At 48.7% G+C, this 15,806-nt stretch carries 15 protein-coding genes; 9 read left to right on the forward strand and 6 right to left on the reverse strand.

Features of this window, described 5'->3' with window-relative positions; all coding sequences use genetic code 11:
* The first annotated feature begins 234 nt into the window (after positions 1-234).
* From EYC62_05450 to EYC62_05465, 4 genes are all read left to right on the forward strand, one after another.
* Positions 235-447 carry a cold-shock protein gene (locus EYC62_05450; protein TAH34201.1) on the forward strand — a complete coding sequence of 71 codons (213 nt, stop codon included), beginning with the start codon at positions 235-237 and terminating at the stop codon, positions 445-447.
* 130 nt (positions 448-577) lie between these two features.
* On the forward strand, positions 578-2,161 hold the full coding sequence (locus EYC62_05455) for a DEAD/DEAH box helicase (protein TAH34202.1): 1,584 nt from the start codon (positions 578-580) through the stop codon (positions 2,159-2,161).
* Between the two features lie 63 nt (positions 2,162-2,224).
* A complete protein-coding gene (locus EYC62_05460; GenBank protein TAH34203.1) occupies positions 2,225-2,905 on the forward strand; it encodes a hypothetical protein in 681 nt (226 codons plus the stop codon).
* Positions 2,902-4,749: an ABC transporter ATP-binding protein gene (locus EYC62_05465; GenBank protein ID TAH34204.1), complete on the forward strand. Its 1,848-nt coding sequence runs from the start codon at positions 2,902-2,904 to the stop codon at positions 4,747-4,749. Before EYC62_05460 ends, EYC62_05465 begins: the two co-directional genes overlap by 4 nt.
* 129 nt (positions 4,750-4,878) lie before the next feature.
* Here the strand turns inward: EYC62_05465 and EYC62_05470 are convergent, their stop codons facing one another.
* From EYC62_05470 to EYC62_05495, 6 genes are all read right to left on the reverse strand, one after another.
* Positions 4,879-5,682 (reverse strand): RNA methyltransferase, encoded by an 804-nt coding sequence (locus tag EYC62_05470; protein ID TAH34205.1) that lies wholly within the window; start codon positions 5,680-5,682, stop codon positions 4,879-4,881.
* Entirely contained in the window at positions 5,675-6,097 is a 423-nt protein-coding gene (locus tag EYC62_05475; protein ID TAH34206.1) for a VOC family protein, read from the reverse strand. Before EYC62_05475 ends, EYC62_05470 begins: the two co-directional genes overlap by 8 nt.
* Positions 6,098-6,104: 7 nt before the next feature.
* Positions 6,105-6,326, reverse strand: a complete 222-nt coding sequence (locus EYC62_05480) for an alkylphosphonate utilization protein (GenBank protein ID TAH34207.1) — start codon at positions 6,324-6,326, stop codon at positions 6,105-6,107.
* Between the two features lie 68 nt (positions 6,327-6,394).
* On the reverse strand, positions 6,395-7,564 hold the full coding sequence (locus EYC62_05485) for a response regulator (GenBank protein ID TAH34208.1): 1,170 nt from the start codon (positions 7,562-7,564) through the stop codon (positions 6,395-6,397).
* The gene (locus tag EYC62_05490) at positions 7,527-7,916 is read right to left on the reverse strand and encodes a response regulator (protein TAH34209.1); all 390 of its coding nucleotides are present in this window, start codon (positions 7,914-7,916) and stop codon (positions 7,527-7,529) included. The genes EYC62_05485 and EYC62_05490 overlap by 38 nt, the downstream gene beginning before the upstream one ends.
* On the reverse strand, positions 7,913-10,123 hold the full coding sequence (locus EYC62_05495) for a response regulator (protein ID TAH34210.1): 2,211 nt from the start codon (positions 10,121-10,123) through the stop codon (positions 7,913-7,915). Before EYC62_05495 ends, EYC62_05490 begins: the two co-directional genes overlap by 4 nt.
* Before the next feature lie 348 nt (positions 10,124-10,471).
* On the opposite strand from EYC62_05495, the gene EYC62_05500 reads away from it, so the two are divergent.
* The 5 genes from EYC62_05500 to EYC62_05520 are packed head-to-tail and all read left to right on the forward strand — an operon-like array spanning position 10,472 to position 15,791.
* Positions 10,472-11,635: a response regulator gene (locus EYC62_05500; GenBank protein TAH34211.1), complete on the forward strand. Its 1,164-nt coding sequence runs from the start codon at positions 10,472-10,474 to the stop codon at positions 11,633-11,635.
* A complete protein-coding gene (gene yaiO, locus EYC62_05505) occupies positions 11,632-12,405 on the forward strand; it encodes a YaiO family outer membrane beta-barrel protein (GenBank protein TAH34212.1) in 774 nt (257 codons plus the stop codon). The genes EYC62_05500 and yaiO overlap by 4 nt, the downstream gene beginning before the upstream one ends.
* On the forward strand, positions 12,380-13,444 hold the full coding sequence (locus EYC62_05510) for a HEAT repeat domain-containing protein (GenBank protein TAH34213.1): 1,065 nt from the start codon (positions 12,380-12,382) through the stop codon (positions 13,442-13,444). Before yaiO ends, EYC62_05510 begins: the two co-directional genes overlap by 26 nt.
* Positions 13,444-14,865: a glycosyltransferase family 2 protein gene (locus tag EYC62_05515; GenBank protein TAH34214.1), complete on the forward strand. Its 1,422-nt coding sequence runs from the start codon at positions 13,444-13,446 to the stop codon at positions 14,863-14,865. The genes EYC62_05510 and EYC62_05515 overlap by 1 nt, the downstream gene beginning before the upstream one ends.
* The gene (locus EYC62_05520) at positions 14,865-15,791 is read left to right on the forward strand and encodes an NAD-dependent epimerase/dehydratase family protein (protein TAH34215.1); all 927 of its coding nucleotides are present in this window, start codon (positions 14,865-14,867) and stop codon (positions 15,789-15,791) included. The genes EYC62_05515 and EYC62_05520 overlap by 1 nt, the downstream gene beginning before the upstream one ends.
* The last annotated feature ends 15 nt before the right edge of the window (positions 15,792-15,806 follow it).

The raw sequence follows: 15,806 nt of genomic DNA on the forward strand, positions 1-15,806 counted from the left end.
GCGATTGAGTTTAGAACAACTCTTAGCTTGATGTGTAGTAGATACCGTCGATTTTCATGAGTCGATGCGGCCCCAAAGGCCAATAAAACTGTTCCCGAGAGGACGTTTTTCTTTTCACGTTGTCAAAGAGTTCTCTGTTTTCGCCCTCGTTCATTCGAGGCCATTGCAGCTATTCTCAGCTTTGGCATCATAGGGATGCTATGGCAACGTTAACTTGATAAAGGAAGACTAAATATGCCTACAGGTACAGTAAAATGGTTCAATGCCACCAAAGGTTTCGGATTCATCCAACCAGATAACGGCGGAGCCGACGTATTCGTTCACATCAGCGCCGTAGAACGCGCCGGTTTGCGCGGTTTGCGCGAAGGCCAAAAAGTAAGCTTCGAATTAGCGACTGAACGCGGCAAAACCGCGGCGTCCGATTTGAAAGTGGCTGACGCTGCCTAATAAAGGCTTTTCTTAGAAATAAGAATCAGAGAAGGCGCGAAGCGGTTTGCGTTTCGCGCCTTTTTATTGATTGCGGGCATTGATCCCGCAAACGGGTAACCAATAAAGGTATACCCAGTAAAGGGAAACAATGACTCAGGATTTTAATGGCTTTGGCCTTTCGCCAAAGCTTTTGCAAGCGCTTGCACGTTTGCAATTCACCACCCCAACACCGATTCAGGCGCAGACTTTGCCATTGGCATTGTCCGGCCGCGATATTCTGGGCTCGGCCCAAACCGGCACCGGCAAAACCGCTGCCTTCGGTATTCCATTAATCGAACAATTGATGCAACGCCCGGATGCGGCCGCGTTGATTATGACGCCAACCCGCGAACTTGCGGCGCAGGTGGTTGAATCGTTGACACAAATGATTCCAACGCAAGATATCAGAACCGCCTTATTGATCGGCGGCGAAGCAATGCCGCGTCAATTCAAACAATTACAAGCCCGTCCGCGCATTATCGTGGGAACGCCAGGCCGTATCAACGACCATTTGGCGCGAGGCACTTTGAAATTGGGCAATATCCGTTTCCTGGTATTGGATGAAACCGACCGGATGCTGGATATGGGTTTTGGCGTGCAGATCGAAAAAATTATTAAAAATATTCCAGAAGACCGCCAGACTTTTATGTTCTCGGCGACTATGCCGGACAATATCACTAAATTATCCGCGAAATATCTGCGCAACCCCGAACGGATTGCGGTTGGATCGACCAGAACGCCGGCGGCGAATATTCAGCAGGAATTGATTCACACCAGCGATGAAGACAAATATACCAAATTGGTGGAACAACTGGAAGCGCGCCAAGGGTCCGTCATTATTTTCGTGAAAACCAAATATGGCACGGAAAAACTGGCAAAGCGCCTGGTGAAAGGCGGCCAAAAAGCCGATGCGATTCACGGCGATTTGCAACAACGCCGCCGCAACCGCGTGATTCAATCGTTCCGCGACTCCGAATTCCGCATTTTGGTGGCAACCGATGTCGCCGCGCGCGGTTTGGATATCCCGCATATCGAACACGTGATCAATTACGATCTGCCGCAAGCGCCGGAAGATTATATTCACCGTATCGGCCGCACTGCCCGCGCAGGCGCCGAAGGATCGGCGGTCAATTTCATTACGCCAGCCGATGGCGGCAAATGGAAAGCCATTCATAAATTGATGCATGGCACCACCAATGATAACAAACAAGGCGGCCAGCAAGGCGGACGCAAACAGAAATCTTTTATCAACGCAAACCGCGAAGATAAGCCGCGCAGATACCAAGGAAAGAACCGCGGCGATCAAAATCACCGGCCGTTCAAAAAACGGGATGATGATCGGAGTCAGCCGCAAGAACATCGTTCCTTTAAAAAACGGGATCATGGCGATAATCCAAAATCTCATCGTTCATTCAAGGATCGTTCGTTTAAAAATCGGAATGAAGACGGTGGTCAAAAAGAATTCCGCCCATTTAAAAAACGCGACGATGATCGTGGCCAGCAACCGGAAAATCGCTCTTTCAAAAAATGGGATAAGAACCGCGGCCATCGCAAAGGCAAGGGTCAGAACACAAACCCCCAGCGTAAGCGCGATGGGGATCGTAACGACCATCCCCGCAACGATCGTCCACAGATGGATTGGCGCGACCGGCAGCGGCAAAAGCGCCATTCGCGTAAACAACGCGCGGCTTAACGTATCCGGGATTGACAGATGCGGGTTGGCGGCATAGTTTCCATGCATTAAAAGGGGATCACTATGATGCAAACTCGCATACTGGCTTTGGTTACTTTCGCGTTTTTCCTGGCTTTCACAGCGCAGGCTCAAGCGACCGACTTAACGCTCGATCAATTGATCAAACTTTGCCGCTTCGATAGCGTTAAAGACCGCGATAATTGCGCGCATTATATGCAGGGTTTCTATGACGATTTACAGGCTGGCGAGGTTTATTTAAACCGCGCGTGCAGCAAGAGAATATTCACGGTTAAGGATCAAAAACCAATTATCGACTGGCTGGCCGACCCCAATAATATCAAGGTGGAAAAACGCGAGGAAATAGGCGGGGTAATCGCGCTGATGTCCTATTTGATGCGTAACGACAAGGCGCAGATTCCATGCAGCGACATTGGCGGCTATATCCCATTTGATTCTTTGGTTTCCCGCTGCGAAAGCAGCATCGATCAAGACAGTCCATGCAAGTTTTATTCCGGCGCGGTGAATGAACTGGAAGTGGTGCGTCACTCCATGGCCGAAAAACCGTTTTTATGCGTCCGTAACAAGAATGGCGAACCAGAAGAATTGCCATATTTGCCGGATGAAGAAGTATTGGCTGTGATGCAGGATTACCTGAAAAACAATCCAAAGGCGCGCGGCAAATCGGCGGCCGGAATGCTGGTAACCGCGCTAAAAAGCAAATATCCATGTGCTGCGGATAAATGAGTTCCGATTTAATCCTAAGCGTTCAAGAAGCCGCGATCCGGTATGGTCCGAAACAAATTTTCGAGGATCTGACGTTCAGCATCTATGCGGGCGACAAAATCTGTCTGGTTGGCAAAAACGGCGCCGGTAAAACCACGCTGATGAATATTATCACCGGTACGATTGATTTGGACGGCGGCGAGCGCTGGATGCTGCAAGGCACGACGGTAGGGTATTTACAGCAGGATATCGAGGTTAAACCGGGTCAAACGCTGCGCGATTTTATTTTCGAACAAATTAGTACTGAAAACCAAGAAGAACAAAACGCCTATAAAATCGACATGGTGGTCGAACCATTGGGGTTGCATATCGACGATCGTATGGATCGGTTGTCGGGCGGCCAGTTACGTCGCGCCGCTTTGGCGCGCGCGCTGGTGGAAGAGCCGGATATTTTGTTGTTGGACGAACCCACCAACCATCTGGATCTGGATGTCATCGAATGGCTGGAACAATATTTGAAACAATATCGCGGCGCGGTGATTTGCGTCAGCCACGATAAAACCTTTTTGGCTAATATTTCCGACAAAGTGTTCTGGCTGGATCGCGGCAAATTGAAATTATGCCCGCGCGGATTCGCCTATTTCGAAGAATGGTCGGAAATGGTGTTGGAACAGGAAGAACGCGAATTGCAGCGCCGCCAGCGTATTTTGGATCAAGAGGTGGAATGGGCCAGCAGGGGCGTTCGCGCCCGCCGCAAACGCAATGTGCGGCGGCTGGAATTGATGAAGGAAGAACGCGAGAAATTAAAACGCGATCGTAATGCGTTAAACCGCATGCTGGCGAAAGTTGAATTTGAAGAAATGGAAATGGAAGGCACGTCGAAAAATGTCGCGGAGTTTTTCGGCGTATCGAAAAAATTTGTCGAAGACGGCCAGGAAAAAACCATATTAAACAAATTCTCGCTGCGCATTCAACGCGGCGACCGGATTGGGATTTTAGGGCGCAATGGGTCCGGAAAAACCAGTTTTTTGCGCCTGTTGATCGGCGAAATCCCGCCCGATACCGGCAAGGTCAAAATCGCGCGGGATATTGAGTTTTCGTATTTCGATCAAAAGCGCAAGGATTTGGACCCGCAAGCGTCATTATGGACCACGCTGTGCCCAAATGGCGGCGACCACGTCAATGTCATGGGTAAACCGCGCCATGTATGCGGTTATTTAAAAGATTTTTTATTCGATCCGTCGATGGCAACGCAATTGGTGGGAACTTTATCGGGCGGACAAAAAAACCGCTTGATGCTGGCCAAAGTGATGGCAAACCCGAAAAGCTTCTTGATCTTGGACGAACCCACCAATGATCTGGATATGGACACGCTTGATCGTTTGGAAGATGCATTGATGAATTATAAAGGCACGCTGTTGATCGTCAGTCACGACCGCGATTTTCTGGATCAAACCGTGACCAAGATTCTGGCGTTTGAAGGGGATGGCAATATCGAAGCTTATATCGGAGGATATTCGGATTATTTGAAAAAGCGGGATGAAAACCGTAAGCCGCCTAAACAACAAACGCAGGTACAGAAAAAATCGGTTGATGCGGTCAAGGACTATCCCGCCAATGTTAACGCCAAGCCACAGAAACTGTCTTATAAAATGCAGTATGAGCTCGACAATTTGCCAATGATTATCAGTGATTTAGAAAAAGAAGTCGAAGCATTAAATGACCGGCTGGCCAATGCCGAATTATACTCTGCCAACCCGCAGGAATTCACCCAATGCACCAAACGTTTGGCCGAAGCGGAACGAGAGCTGGCTGCCGCCGAAGAACGTTGGTTGGCGTTGGAGGAGATGCGGGTTAGCAATTGATATTTATTCTCTCCCCCTTGTGGGGAGAGATAGAAAATATTAGCGATCGAAGATCGCTTAGATTTTCTTGAGTGGGGGTACCCCCACCCCGGCCCTCCCCACAAGGGGGAGGGGGGGAATAAAGCTAATTTATTTTCTCCACGGTGCCAGCGCGGCATACAGCATCACGCCTGTTGCCACAGACAGATTTAATGATTCTGCCTTGCCGGGAATTGGCAGTTTCGCCAAATGATCGCAAGATTTTGCCAATTCGCCTGACAATCCTTTTTGTTCGCTGCCCATAACCAGGGCAAATGGCGGTTTATAGGAAACTTCGCGGAAGTCATTGGCGCCTTGTAAAGCGGTGCCGATGGTTGGCAATTTATTTTGCTTGATGAAATCCGCTACGGTGGAACGGGCGAGGGGGATATGAAATATCGAATCCATCGTGGCGCGCACGCATTCTGGCGCAAACGGATCGCACGAATCGCCGATCAAGATTATACCATCTATGGCCATCGCATCGGCGGTGCGGATGATCGTGCCGAGGTTTCCAGGGTCGCGGGGAGATTCCAGCGCAATCACGCAAGTTTTGGCTGAGGATAGAATTTTACCGGCATCGGCATATTTATGCCGGATCAAGCCGATTATATTCTGCGCATTATCCTGTTGCGACAGTTTTTGCATGACTTTAGAGGCAACTGTAACGCATTTTATTTTTTTTGCCATCGCCGATTTTTTTAACGCGCCGGTTTCACGCGAGGCCGATTCATCAAATAGCAGGCAATCGATTTCATAAAGGCCGGATTCAATCGCCGCGCCGATGGTGCGTTGGCCTTCGGCCGCAAACAAACCGTGCTGCTGGCGGTATTTTTTATCGCGCAGGGACGCCGCTTTTTTAATTAGCGGATTTTGCGCGCTTTCGATAACGGATGTGTTTTTATAGCTATTCATTGATTGGACGTGTTCCTATGTCCCTGGAAAAACGCAGCATATATCCATCCGGATCTAGAACCGCAAATTGGCGGCAGCCAGTATCGTGATCGCCGGTGCGGTACCATTTATCTTCAATGGGCAAAAATATCGTTACGCGATTTTGTTGTACGCGATGATATAATTCGTTCACGTCAGTGGCTTCGATCTGAAAATTAATGCCACGGCCTAATGGTGGGGTTAAATCACCGGTTGCCCAGGTGCGGCCCAAGCCAATTTGGTCGATCATTAATTGCGATCCTTGACGTTCCAACATGGCAAAGCCTTCTTCCGGACGCTGAAATAATACGGAAAATTGAAGTATACGCGTATAAAAATCCAAACTTTTTTTATAGTCTGTGCAGGAAAGTTCGGGAATAAGCGGCGGTTGCTGCATGATCAAATTAAACTTTTTTCAGAAAACTGGCGTCCAGCATAAGGCCTTTGACTTCCTTGGCGCTGGATTCGATATGACGGCCATCGGAACACAGGCGGATATTGGTTGCCTTGGTGCCGCGTTTTACAACGCCGGACGATCCCTTGACCTTAAGGTCTTTGATCGCCATTACCGTATCGCCTTCTTTTAAAATATTGCCGTTGCTGTCTTTGATAATAATTTCTTCCATATACGCTCCGTAAGTTTGTGCGGAAGGTATATCAGATTTTCGGCTTTATGTCATCATTGGGATAATGATTATGCCGGTTTGGCGGCTGTTTCAGTAATTCCAAGTAACTTCAGACTGCGGCTAACGACCTGATCTGGAATGAATGGCTTAATAATGTACCCGGTTGCGCCCATCGCGTAGGCTTTTTTGATATCGGTTTCCTTGCGTTTGGAAGTCAGAAATAGAACGGGAATATACTTGGTGTCGGGATTGCTGCGGATTCGCTGCAATACCGCAGGACCGTCCATGCCCGGCATAATCCAATCCAATATGGCCAGTTTGACCTTATTTTGTCCAATGATCTCCACGGCTTCCAGGCCGTTTTTCGCCAGCAGTAAGCGCACGCCGGTGCCTTTGAATTTTTCGGTAAATAAATCCAGGATTGCAGCATCATTGTCGGCAATCAGCAGCGTGCGATTTAAATTTTTTAAAACTGGCGCAACTTTTTCCGCGAGATATCGCAATTCAAAAGGCTTGGTAACATAATCGAACGCGCCGATGGATTTGGCTAATTCTATGTCGAGGGGCTTTTTGTTCGCGGTCAGCATGATAACGGGAATTTTCGCCGTCAATGGATCTTTTTTCACCTGTTCCAGCAAATCGATGCCGCGCATATCGGCAAGCCCGTCATCCAATAACACCAAAGCCGGTTTGTGATGCCGGATAATATCCAATGCCTTGGCGCCGTTATTGGCGGTCATTACCTCGGCTTCGCGCTTGAATAATGCGACGACCAAGTCTCGAATAACTGGATCGTCATCGGTAATTAAAATAACTGGCTTGAATTGCTGAGCGATTTGTTCGAGCGAATTCAATTCTGCCTCGCTTGAAAATTTGGGCATGTTGTCAATCATCTCCAGCGCTTTGTTGCAGGCTTGTAATAAATCCTCGGTTAAGGTGCGCAGCTTTTCGATAGAGGCTCTGTTGTCCAACGCAGTTTCCAGATCCGCAGCTGTCTGGCTGATATAGGAAAAGCCATAACTGGCGCCGGAACCGGCGAAATTATGGGCGCACTGGCGCATTTGCTGGAAAACCGTATCGTTAGCTCCGCCCATAGAGCAAGCCGTGATAAAATCGGTAATCTGCGGCCGGCGTTCGTGGAGTTGCGCCAGATATTTCCGGCGCAACAGAATCATACGGTCCTGGATGGCCGCTTTATTATTATCCTGCATTGGCGGACTCCCATTGTTTTTGCACATCCTGCGGCAGGGTCATGGGGTCAAAAGGTTTTGGAATTACGCCGATGGCGCCGCATTTTATGAATTCAGCGACTTCATTAGACTGCACTTTGGCGGTCATGAATACGACCGGTATGGACGATGCACCGTTTTTCCTAAGCGCTTCCAGTGTGCTTGGCCCGTTCATTTCCGGCATCATGACATCCATTAGAATTAAATCGGGCTTTGTGTTTTCCACATAAGCAAGGGCTTCCTTGCCGCTAGTGCAGGTATGGACTTCGAAATTGCCGACCATTTCCAGGGACATTTTGGCGATTTCCAGAATATCGGATTCGTCATCGACGCATAAAATATGTTTTAAGGTGGTGCTCATTGTAAGGCTCCTTTTCTATGAGAGTGCGCGACCATAGCCATGATGCGGTCGATAATGTAATTTTCCGAAACCCGGGATTTCACCAAGGATGTCGAAACCTGTTTTTGGGTTTCGGCATCAACTTCGCTGGCGGATAAAATAATAACCGGAACCGGATGTTCCGCTATGTCTTTCAATTTTTTCAGAAAATTCAGGCCCGAGCCATCGGGCAGTTCGATGTCCATTACGACTAAATCAAAGTAAGTGTGTTCCAGCCATTTTTTCGCGCTGCCCAGGGTGGGGGCGTTTACGACAATCGCGTGTTCCATCATCGCGCTGCTAAGAATATGGCTCAGGTCGCTGTCATCTTCGATGTGCAGTATATGCGGCAGGCGTTCAATATCCCCGGACACTGCGCGTTTCAAGGAATGAATTAAACCGCCATTCAATTTGGCGGCCTCGGACGGCTTGTCCAGCCAATCGACGACGCCGATACGGTTGCCCTGCATCGTCTTTTTGCTTTCGCTGGCGCGGCCTGAAACGATTACAACCGGCAGATCGTGGGTTTCCGGGTGTTTACGCAATTCTTCGACAAAATCGACGCCGCTGCCGTCCGGCAGCATAATGTCCATGGTCATGGCGGAAAAAGTTTTGTCCTGCAGTTTGCGGCGGGCCTCGGCAATATTGTAGGCAGTATCGGTTGTAAATCCTGCGCGTTCCAGGTAAGCCTTGATCAATCCGCTCATCGTTTTATCGTCCTCGCAAATCAAAATCGCATGAGGCAAATTGGATCCCGTTGGCGCAACGGCTATGGGCGCCGATTCAGGAATTAATTTCGGCAGGGTGAAATAAAAGCACGTGCCTTTGCCAATTTCGGTTTCAAAGTCGATTTTCCCCTTCATGGCCTCTATCAGCTTTGCAGTAATGCGCAAACCTAGGCCAGTGCCGTCGGTTTTACGCGCATCGGAATTGTCGGCGCGCGAAAACTTTTCGAACATGCGCGGCCGGAATTCGTCAGGAATGCCGTCGCCAAAATCGCGGACCGAAAATACCACCTTATCGCCTTTATCCTCGGCGCCGATCCAAACCTCGGAATTTGGATGTGAAAATTTTGCTCCGTTCGACAAAAGTTTGGTTAGGATTTGGATTAATCGATCCGGGTCGGCTATGACTTGCGTATCTTCCGGCGCTTTTTTCAGAATGAATTGAACCTTGTATTTCTCGCTGTATGTTTGATTGATTTCGATGGATTGCAGCAGTATTTGCTTCACATTGACCGGCCTTGATACTATCGCCATTTTCCCGGCCTCGACTTTTTCTATGTCCAGAATGTCGTTTATGATTAAAATCAGCCGTTCGCTGTTTTTATGCGCGATACGGACAAACTCGGCAGCCTTGTCGGGGATTTTGCCCAGAACACCGCCTGCGATAAGCCCCAGTGCGCCGCGAATGGAAGTAAGCGGCGTGCGCAATTCATGGCTTACGGTAGAAATAAATTCGCTCTTTAACCGGTCCATTTCCACCCGCGCGCCGATATCCAGAAACTGCATAATATAATGATCGGCGTTTTCTTTGCCGCCTGGCGCCAAAGTTACATTCAGCATAACCGATACGGTTTGGCTGTTTTTGCCGATAAGACGTTTTTCCATGGTAAAGGACGTAATATCCCCCTTCATGGATTGATGAATGTATTGCATATTTTTATGTAAGTCGTCGGGGTGTGAAATGGCTTCGAAATTATTGCCGATAAGTTCTTGTTCGTTGTAACCGAGCATGCTGCACAGGGATTTATTGACCTTTAGGAACTGCCCTTCGGTGGAAACGGATGCCATGCCGATAACGGCATTGTCCATGACAGTATGAAACACCGCGTCCCGCGATTGAATTTCGGCGGTTTTTTCTTTTATCAGCCGCTGTGCAGTTTGCAGGCGTCCGGCGATAATAAATGCAATGATAGACAGTACGAGAATGACCGATAATCCATATACAGAAATTGTGCCGGAATTGTTGACCGTGACCCCAAGCAGCAGTGCGCCAACCAATATGCCCGGCCATAGCCGGTATCCGGCAAGCAGAATGACGGCGACCGCGAGAGAGGACGCAAGAAAAATAAACGAAAACTGTTCCGTCGCCATTATTAGCGTGAAACTAAGTTTGGTGGCCGAATAATATGCAATTGCCAAAATCGCGCATTGCAGAATATAAGAGCGCGCAAAACGCTCAAGCATAGCAGATTCCTTTTGTAGAAAATTAGAAAGCAGAGTCGAACAATCCCAATTTTAGTTGTTAAACATTAAAAAATACTTATGGGGAAAATGACGGCGGTATGCAATTCCAACGGCAGCGGTTCACGCATACAAAACACAATCGCAAATATCGCGGTATGTTTTTTATATCGCGGTGTATGCGTGTAGAAAAAATCTTGCAGAAAAAAATAGAAACCAATTTTTTTCACGCGCACGCATGAAAACTGTTTAGTCGCTGTTAATTTTTAGCCGATAGCCTGAAGGTTCTTCACTATCAATCTTTTATTTTCCATCTAATTGCGCTTTGGCGCGCCGCACGGGAATAATGCTATGGCAAACGAAGACCTACAACAAAAGCTGCAGGCTAAGATGCGTGTCCTGACCAATCGTTATCTGAACGATTTAACTAAACGCATTGATGATATCGAAAATTTAACCGAACAGATTGATCGGAATGGCATTGATAATGACAGCCGTCAGGCTTTGCGATATCCAGCCCACTATGCGGCCGGTACCGGTGGGTCTTATGGTTTTCCGGTCATCAGCCAGAGTGGGCGCACGCTGGAAGATGCGATTCTGTCGCCGGATCGATTCGACACAAAGGATATTGTCCGGCTATCTCAGGATTTGATTCGCATTTCACGCGAGATTATTGCTAGGCATCATGCGGAAAATCCGGAAACGGCCGTTATTCCGCCGCAAGCGGAACCAGCACAGCCACAGCCGGTCAAGCAATCTTCATCCTTGCCGCTGGTGTTGATTGTGGATGACGATGAACTGATTCATCAGGCTTGCAAGGAATTATTATCCGCCGATGCGCGCCTGATATTCGGTAAAAACACGGACGAGGCATTGGATGCAATGCGCGAACATAAGCCCGATTTGGTGTTGCTGGACGATATGATGCCCGGTGGGATTACTGGATTGAGTTTTTTAGAGGGACTGCAGGATAATCAGGAATTATCAAAGATTCCCATAATTATGATTACAGCCAGCAGCAGGCCAAAAGACGTGATGCGGGGTCTTGTGGCTGGCGCGGCGGATTATATTGCAAAGCCAATAGACTATTCGTTGCTAGGCGAAAAAATAAGGCAGCGTTTAAACCGGCTGAATACTAAAATCCTGGTGGTTGATGACGATGAAACCGTGCGCGACCTGCTGGATCATAAATTTTCTTTCTCCGGTTGCAAGATGCTGCAGGCGGAAAATGGCAATGAAGCCTGGGATTTGATTCATAAAAATAAACCAGATCTGATTTTATTGGACCGGATGATGCCGGGAATAGACGGCATAGCGTTGTTGGGCATGATGAAACAGAACCCGGAATTGAAAAATATTCCGGTCATTTTTCTGACCGCGCGCGATTCCAACGCAGACGTTTTAGAAGGATTTGGCATAGGCGCGGTGGATTACATTCCAAAACCTTTCAATCCCGACGAAGTTGTGGCGCGCTGCATGCGCATTATTCAGGCGACGGAAAGAAAAGCATCATGAAATTTATAATCATGATCTATATCGCGCTGTTTTGGTTTGCAAGCATGGCGCAAGCGGATGATTACGACCCAGTTTGGCAAACGGATGCTGGTTTTGAATTCAGCGATTTTTCGCGCCGCAATCAGCCTAACTGGAATCAGGAGTTTACCCAGGTGACTAGATTTTTCGATTCCAAAAAAATGGCGATGCATGGGAAAATCATCCGTTACGACCAGTTTTCAAATATTGATAGCGAATATGAGGCAGGCGTTGATAGGTCCTTTTTTCCATGGTTAAACGCCTATCTATACGGATCGATGGCGCCGGACGCGGATTTCAGGCCGGAATGGCGATTGATGGGCGGCGGCAGCTTACGCCTGAACGACCCGGCATGGAATTTGGTGCCGGTTTGGCTGACGCTGGATTCAAGGTACGAGGATTACAGCGATACGGAAGTGATGAATATTAATCCGGGTTTACGCATAGAACCGGCCGACCGTTGGTCGATAGCCGGCCGCATGATCAGCGTGAAACAGCGAAATGAAGAGCGCGTCTATGGTTTCGATTTGCGGCTGGATGGCGCCGTTGCGGATGATTGGAGATTTTATACGGGCTATGCCAACGCACCGGAAACGGTTGCTGGCGTAACCGTTGATACGACAACATATTTTGCAGGCGCGGCTATTGATATAACTCAGGCCCACACGCTAAGGCTTGGCTATACGCACGACGACCGCGAAAATTCCTATATACGGCAGGTATTGAATGTCAGCCTTACCTATCGCTTCTAAATTAATCTGGGTTTGGGCCGGCGTGTGCGGTTTGATAGTCGTGGCGTCTTGCGTATTGGTCCTGTTGTTATGGCGACGCATAGCCGAGGATAAAAAGCGGAAGTTTATAATTGATCATAAGTCGCGATGGAAAAAATATATATACGCTGCAATCTATTCGCCGATTTCTTTGAATGAAGACAGTCTGCCGGAATTGGAAGATTTAGACCGGCAAATTATTTTGGATCTTGCATTGGATATTATGCGTGGGATGGAGGGCCAGGATAATCGCCGGGTCGTTGAGATGCTTAGTTTGTGGGGGATGCAGGCCTTTATTTATAAAACGGCACGTACAACATCCAAGGGACGCCGGATACGAGCTCTGACCTTGCTGGGATATTTTTCCGATGATGTATCCATTGCCGTGCTGCTGGAAGCTTTGCAGGACCGGGATGTTTATGTGCGCCTGGCCGGGCTGCGGGCGTTGGCGGTGCGCAAGTCGGTACAGTATTTACAGCAAATTTTACAAAGCCTGACATTGAATGGAACGGTCAATATTCCGCTGCTTGCGGATACGTTGCGCCGGTTCGGGGAACCGGTTGTGGTGCCGTTATTGAATATTATAAGGGATAAGGGCCTGAACGCGGATGTTCGGGCCGCCTGCATTAAGGCGCTGGGATCGATTAAACCGTTAGAGGCGGTTAACGATTTAATCGCCCTGTTGGCAGAAGAGAATGCTGAAATTGTGTTTCAGTCTTTGGATTCCATTGGCAGAATAGGGGATGCGCGGGCCATTTACGGAGTTCTGGCACTAACAAAGCGACCGCAACCGGAAATACGCGCCAAAGCCAGTCAGGTCCTGGGATTGTTACAGCAATCCGAGGCTATTCCCAGTTTATCGGACAGCCTGACCGACGAAAATTGGAGCGTGCGTTTTCAGGCGGCGCAGGCATTGTATAAAATCGGCGCAAAAGGCGTTGCAATTCTGCGCGCGCATGCAGGCAATCAGGATCGTGCCGGTATTATGGCGGCGCAAATGCTGGCGGAAATGGAGGGGTGATGTTTCTGCCGCCGGAATATCAATTTTATTTCGAAATTATGGCCTGGTGCATTCTGGCAATCGGGCTGACACAGGATTTAATTTATTTACTGGAACTGCCGGCAGCCTGGCTTGAATTCAGAAAACATTCTCATGCCGAAGATACGGAATCCGCCTGGCAATTCTTATTATCCGATACCGCGCCGCCGATCAGTCTAATTATTCCGGCCTATAATGAACAAGCCACAATTGTGGAAAGCGTTCGATCGGGCTTGGCGTTGAAATATCCGGATTTGGAAATTGTGGTGGTGAATGACGGGTCCAAAGATGAAACATTGCAAACTTTAATTAATGCCTTTCAGTTGAAACCGGTTACCAGAGCCCACAATCTAACAATTCCTCATGCGCCAATACATGGCGTATATGGATCGAAATTATATCCAAGACTGTTGGTGATAGATAAGGAAAATGGCGGCGGCAAGGCCAATGCCAGCAATGCCGGCATTAATTTCGCGCGGAATCCGTTATTCTGCGTGATTGATGCGGATTCTTTATTGGAAGGCGAGGCATTATTGCGCGCTGTGCGCCCATTCTTGGAAGAACCAAAGCAAATGATTGCCGTAGGCGGTACTATCCGCATTTTAAATGGCTGTTTAATCCGTGCAGGACAGATTAAGGAAGTGCGGCTGCCCACGCATTTCCTGCCTTTGGTGCAGAATATGGAATATATACGGGCATTCCTAATGGCTCGTCTGGCATGGAGTTATTGGGGAATGCTCGGCATCATTTCGGGCGCTTTTGGAATTTTCCGCCGGGACATCGCGCTGGAAGCGGGCGGATATTCCATCAATTGCATTGGCGAGGATTACGAACTGGTTATTAAAATGCATCGGGCCATGCGCGAAAAACAAATTCCCTATGCGATGCGATATGTGCCCGAGCCCGTATGCTGGACCGAAGGGCCGGAAACCCTGGAAACGCTGGGCAATCAGCGTAAACGCTGGCAGCGCGGCGCGTTGCAGGTTTTTTTTAAGCATCGGCGGATGTTGTTAAATCCCAGATACGGCAAAATCGGCATGCTGGCCTTGGTTCATAGTCTGATTGTGGATGTGATTGGGCCCTTTGCCGAATTTTTGGGATATATCATTATTCCTATCTTATGGGCGATGGGAGTTTTGAATATGGAATTTATGCTGGCCTATATCGCCGTATTTTTCGGATTTGGAATTTTTATCAGTATTTGCACTTTGTCGCTGGAAGAAATGCAGTTAATGCGGGTGCCCCGGACACGCGATCTTCTAAGATTGGCCGGCGTGGCCGTGATAGAAAATTTCGGGTACCGGCAATTGAACAATATCTGGCGGGTTATAGGCTGGCTGGATTTCCTGCGCGGTAAGAAAGGTTGGGGCCAGATGACCCGGAAAGGGTTTGGGGCGGCGTAATGGGAAAAGTACTGGTCACAGGCGGTGCGGGTTTCATTGGCAGTCATTTGGTCGATGCGCTGTTGGATGCGGGGGAACAAGTGCTGGTAGTGGATGATCTTTCTACCGGAGACCGGACAAATTTACGGCGAGAAGCGGAGTTTATTCAAGGGGACATTGCCGACCCCAAGTTAATCAAGTTTCTGGCGAAAGATATTGACCGTTGTTTTCATTTGGCGGCGATCGCGTCTGTCGAGCGGGCGAACCGCGAGTGGCTGCAGACGCATCGCATCAATGCAGGCGGTATTGTCAATCTTTTCCAGGCAATCGCCGCCGGGGAACGGACTATTCCCGTGGTTTATGCTTCCTCGGCGGCGGTTTATGGCAATAATAGCGGTGACTGTAACAGCGAAGATGATATCCCGCATCCGATAAGCGCCTATGGCGCGGACAAGCTGGCGTGCGAGCTGCATGGGGAAGTCGCGGCCAGGATACATAAAATTCCTAATGCCGGTCTGCGATTCTTTAATGTGTTTGGCCAGCGGCAAAATTCGTCTTCGCCGTATTCCGGAGTAATTTCGGCATTCGGCCACAGAATCGCCGCCGGTTATCCCATTACTATATTCGGCGATGGATACCAAAGCAGGGATTTTGTTTTTGTAAAAGATGCCGTAAAGGCCCTTATAATGGCAAGCTGCGCGTTGCAAACAGGCAAGATCACATCCGGAGTTTTTAATGTATGCACGGGACAGGGTGTAAGAATAAAAGATTTGCCGGAGATGATAGGGGACATTGTTCGCCGCAGACCGCAAATCGAATACGCGCCTGCCCGGGCAGGCGACATACAACAGTCTTTAGGCAGCCCACAAAAGGCAAGATTACAGTTAAATTATGCCGCCGAATTTTCAGCCAAACAGGGTTTGGAATTAATGTTCAATTCCATGTAATAAACTTATGGTTGT

The organism is Alphaproteobacteria bacterium (assembly GCA_004295055.1).
GTDB lineage: Bacteria > Pseudomonadota > Alphaproteobacteria > SHNJ01 > SHNJ01 > SHNJ01.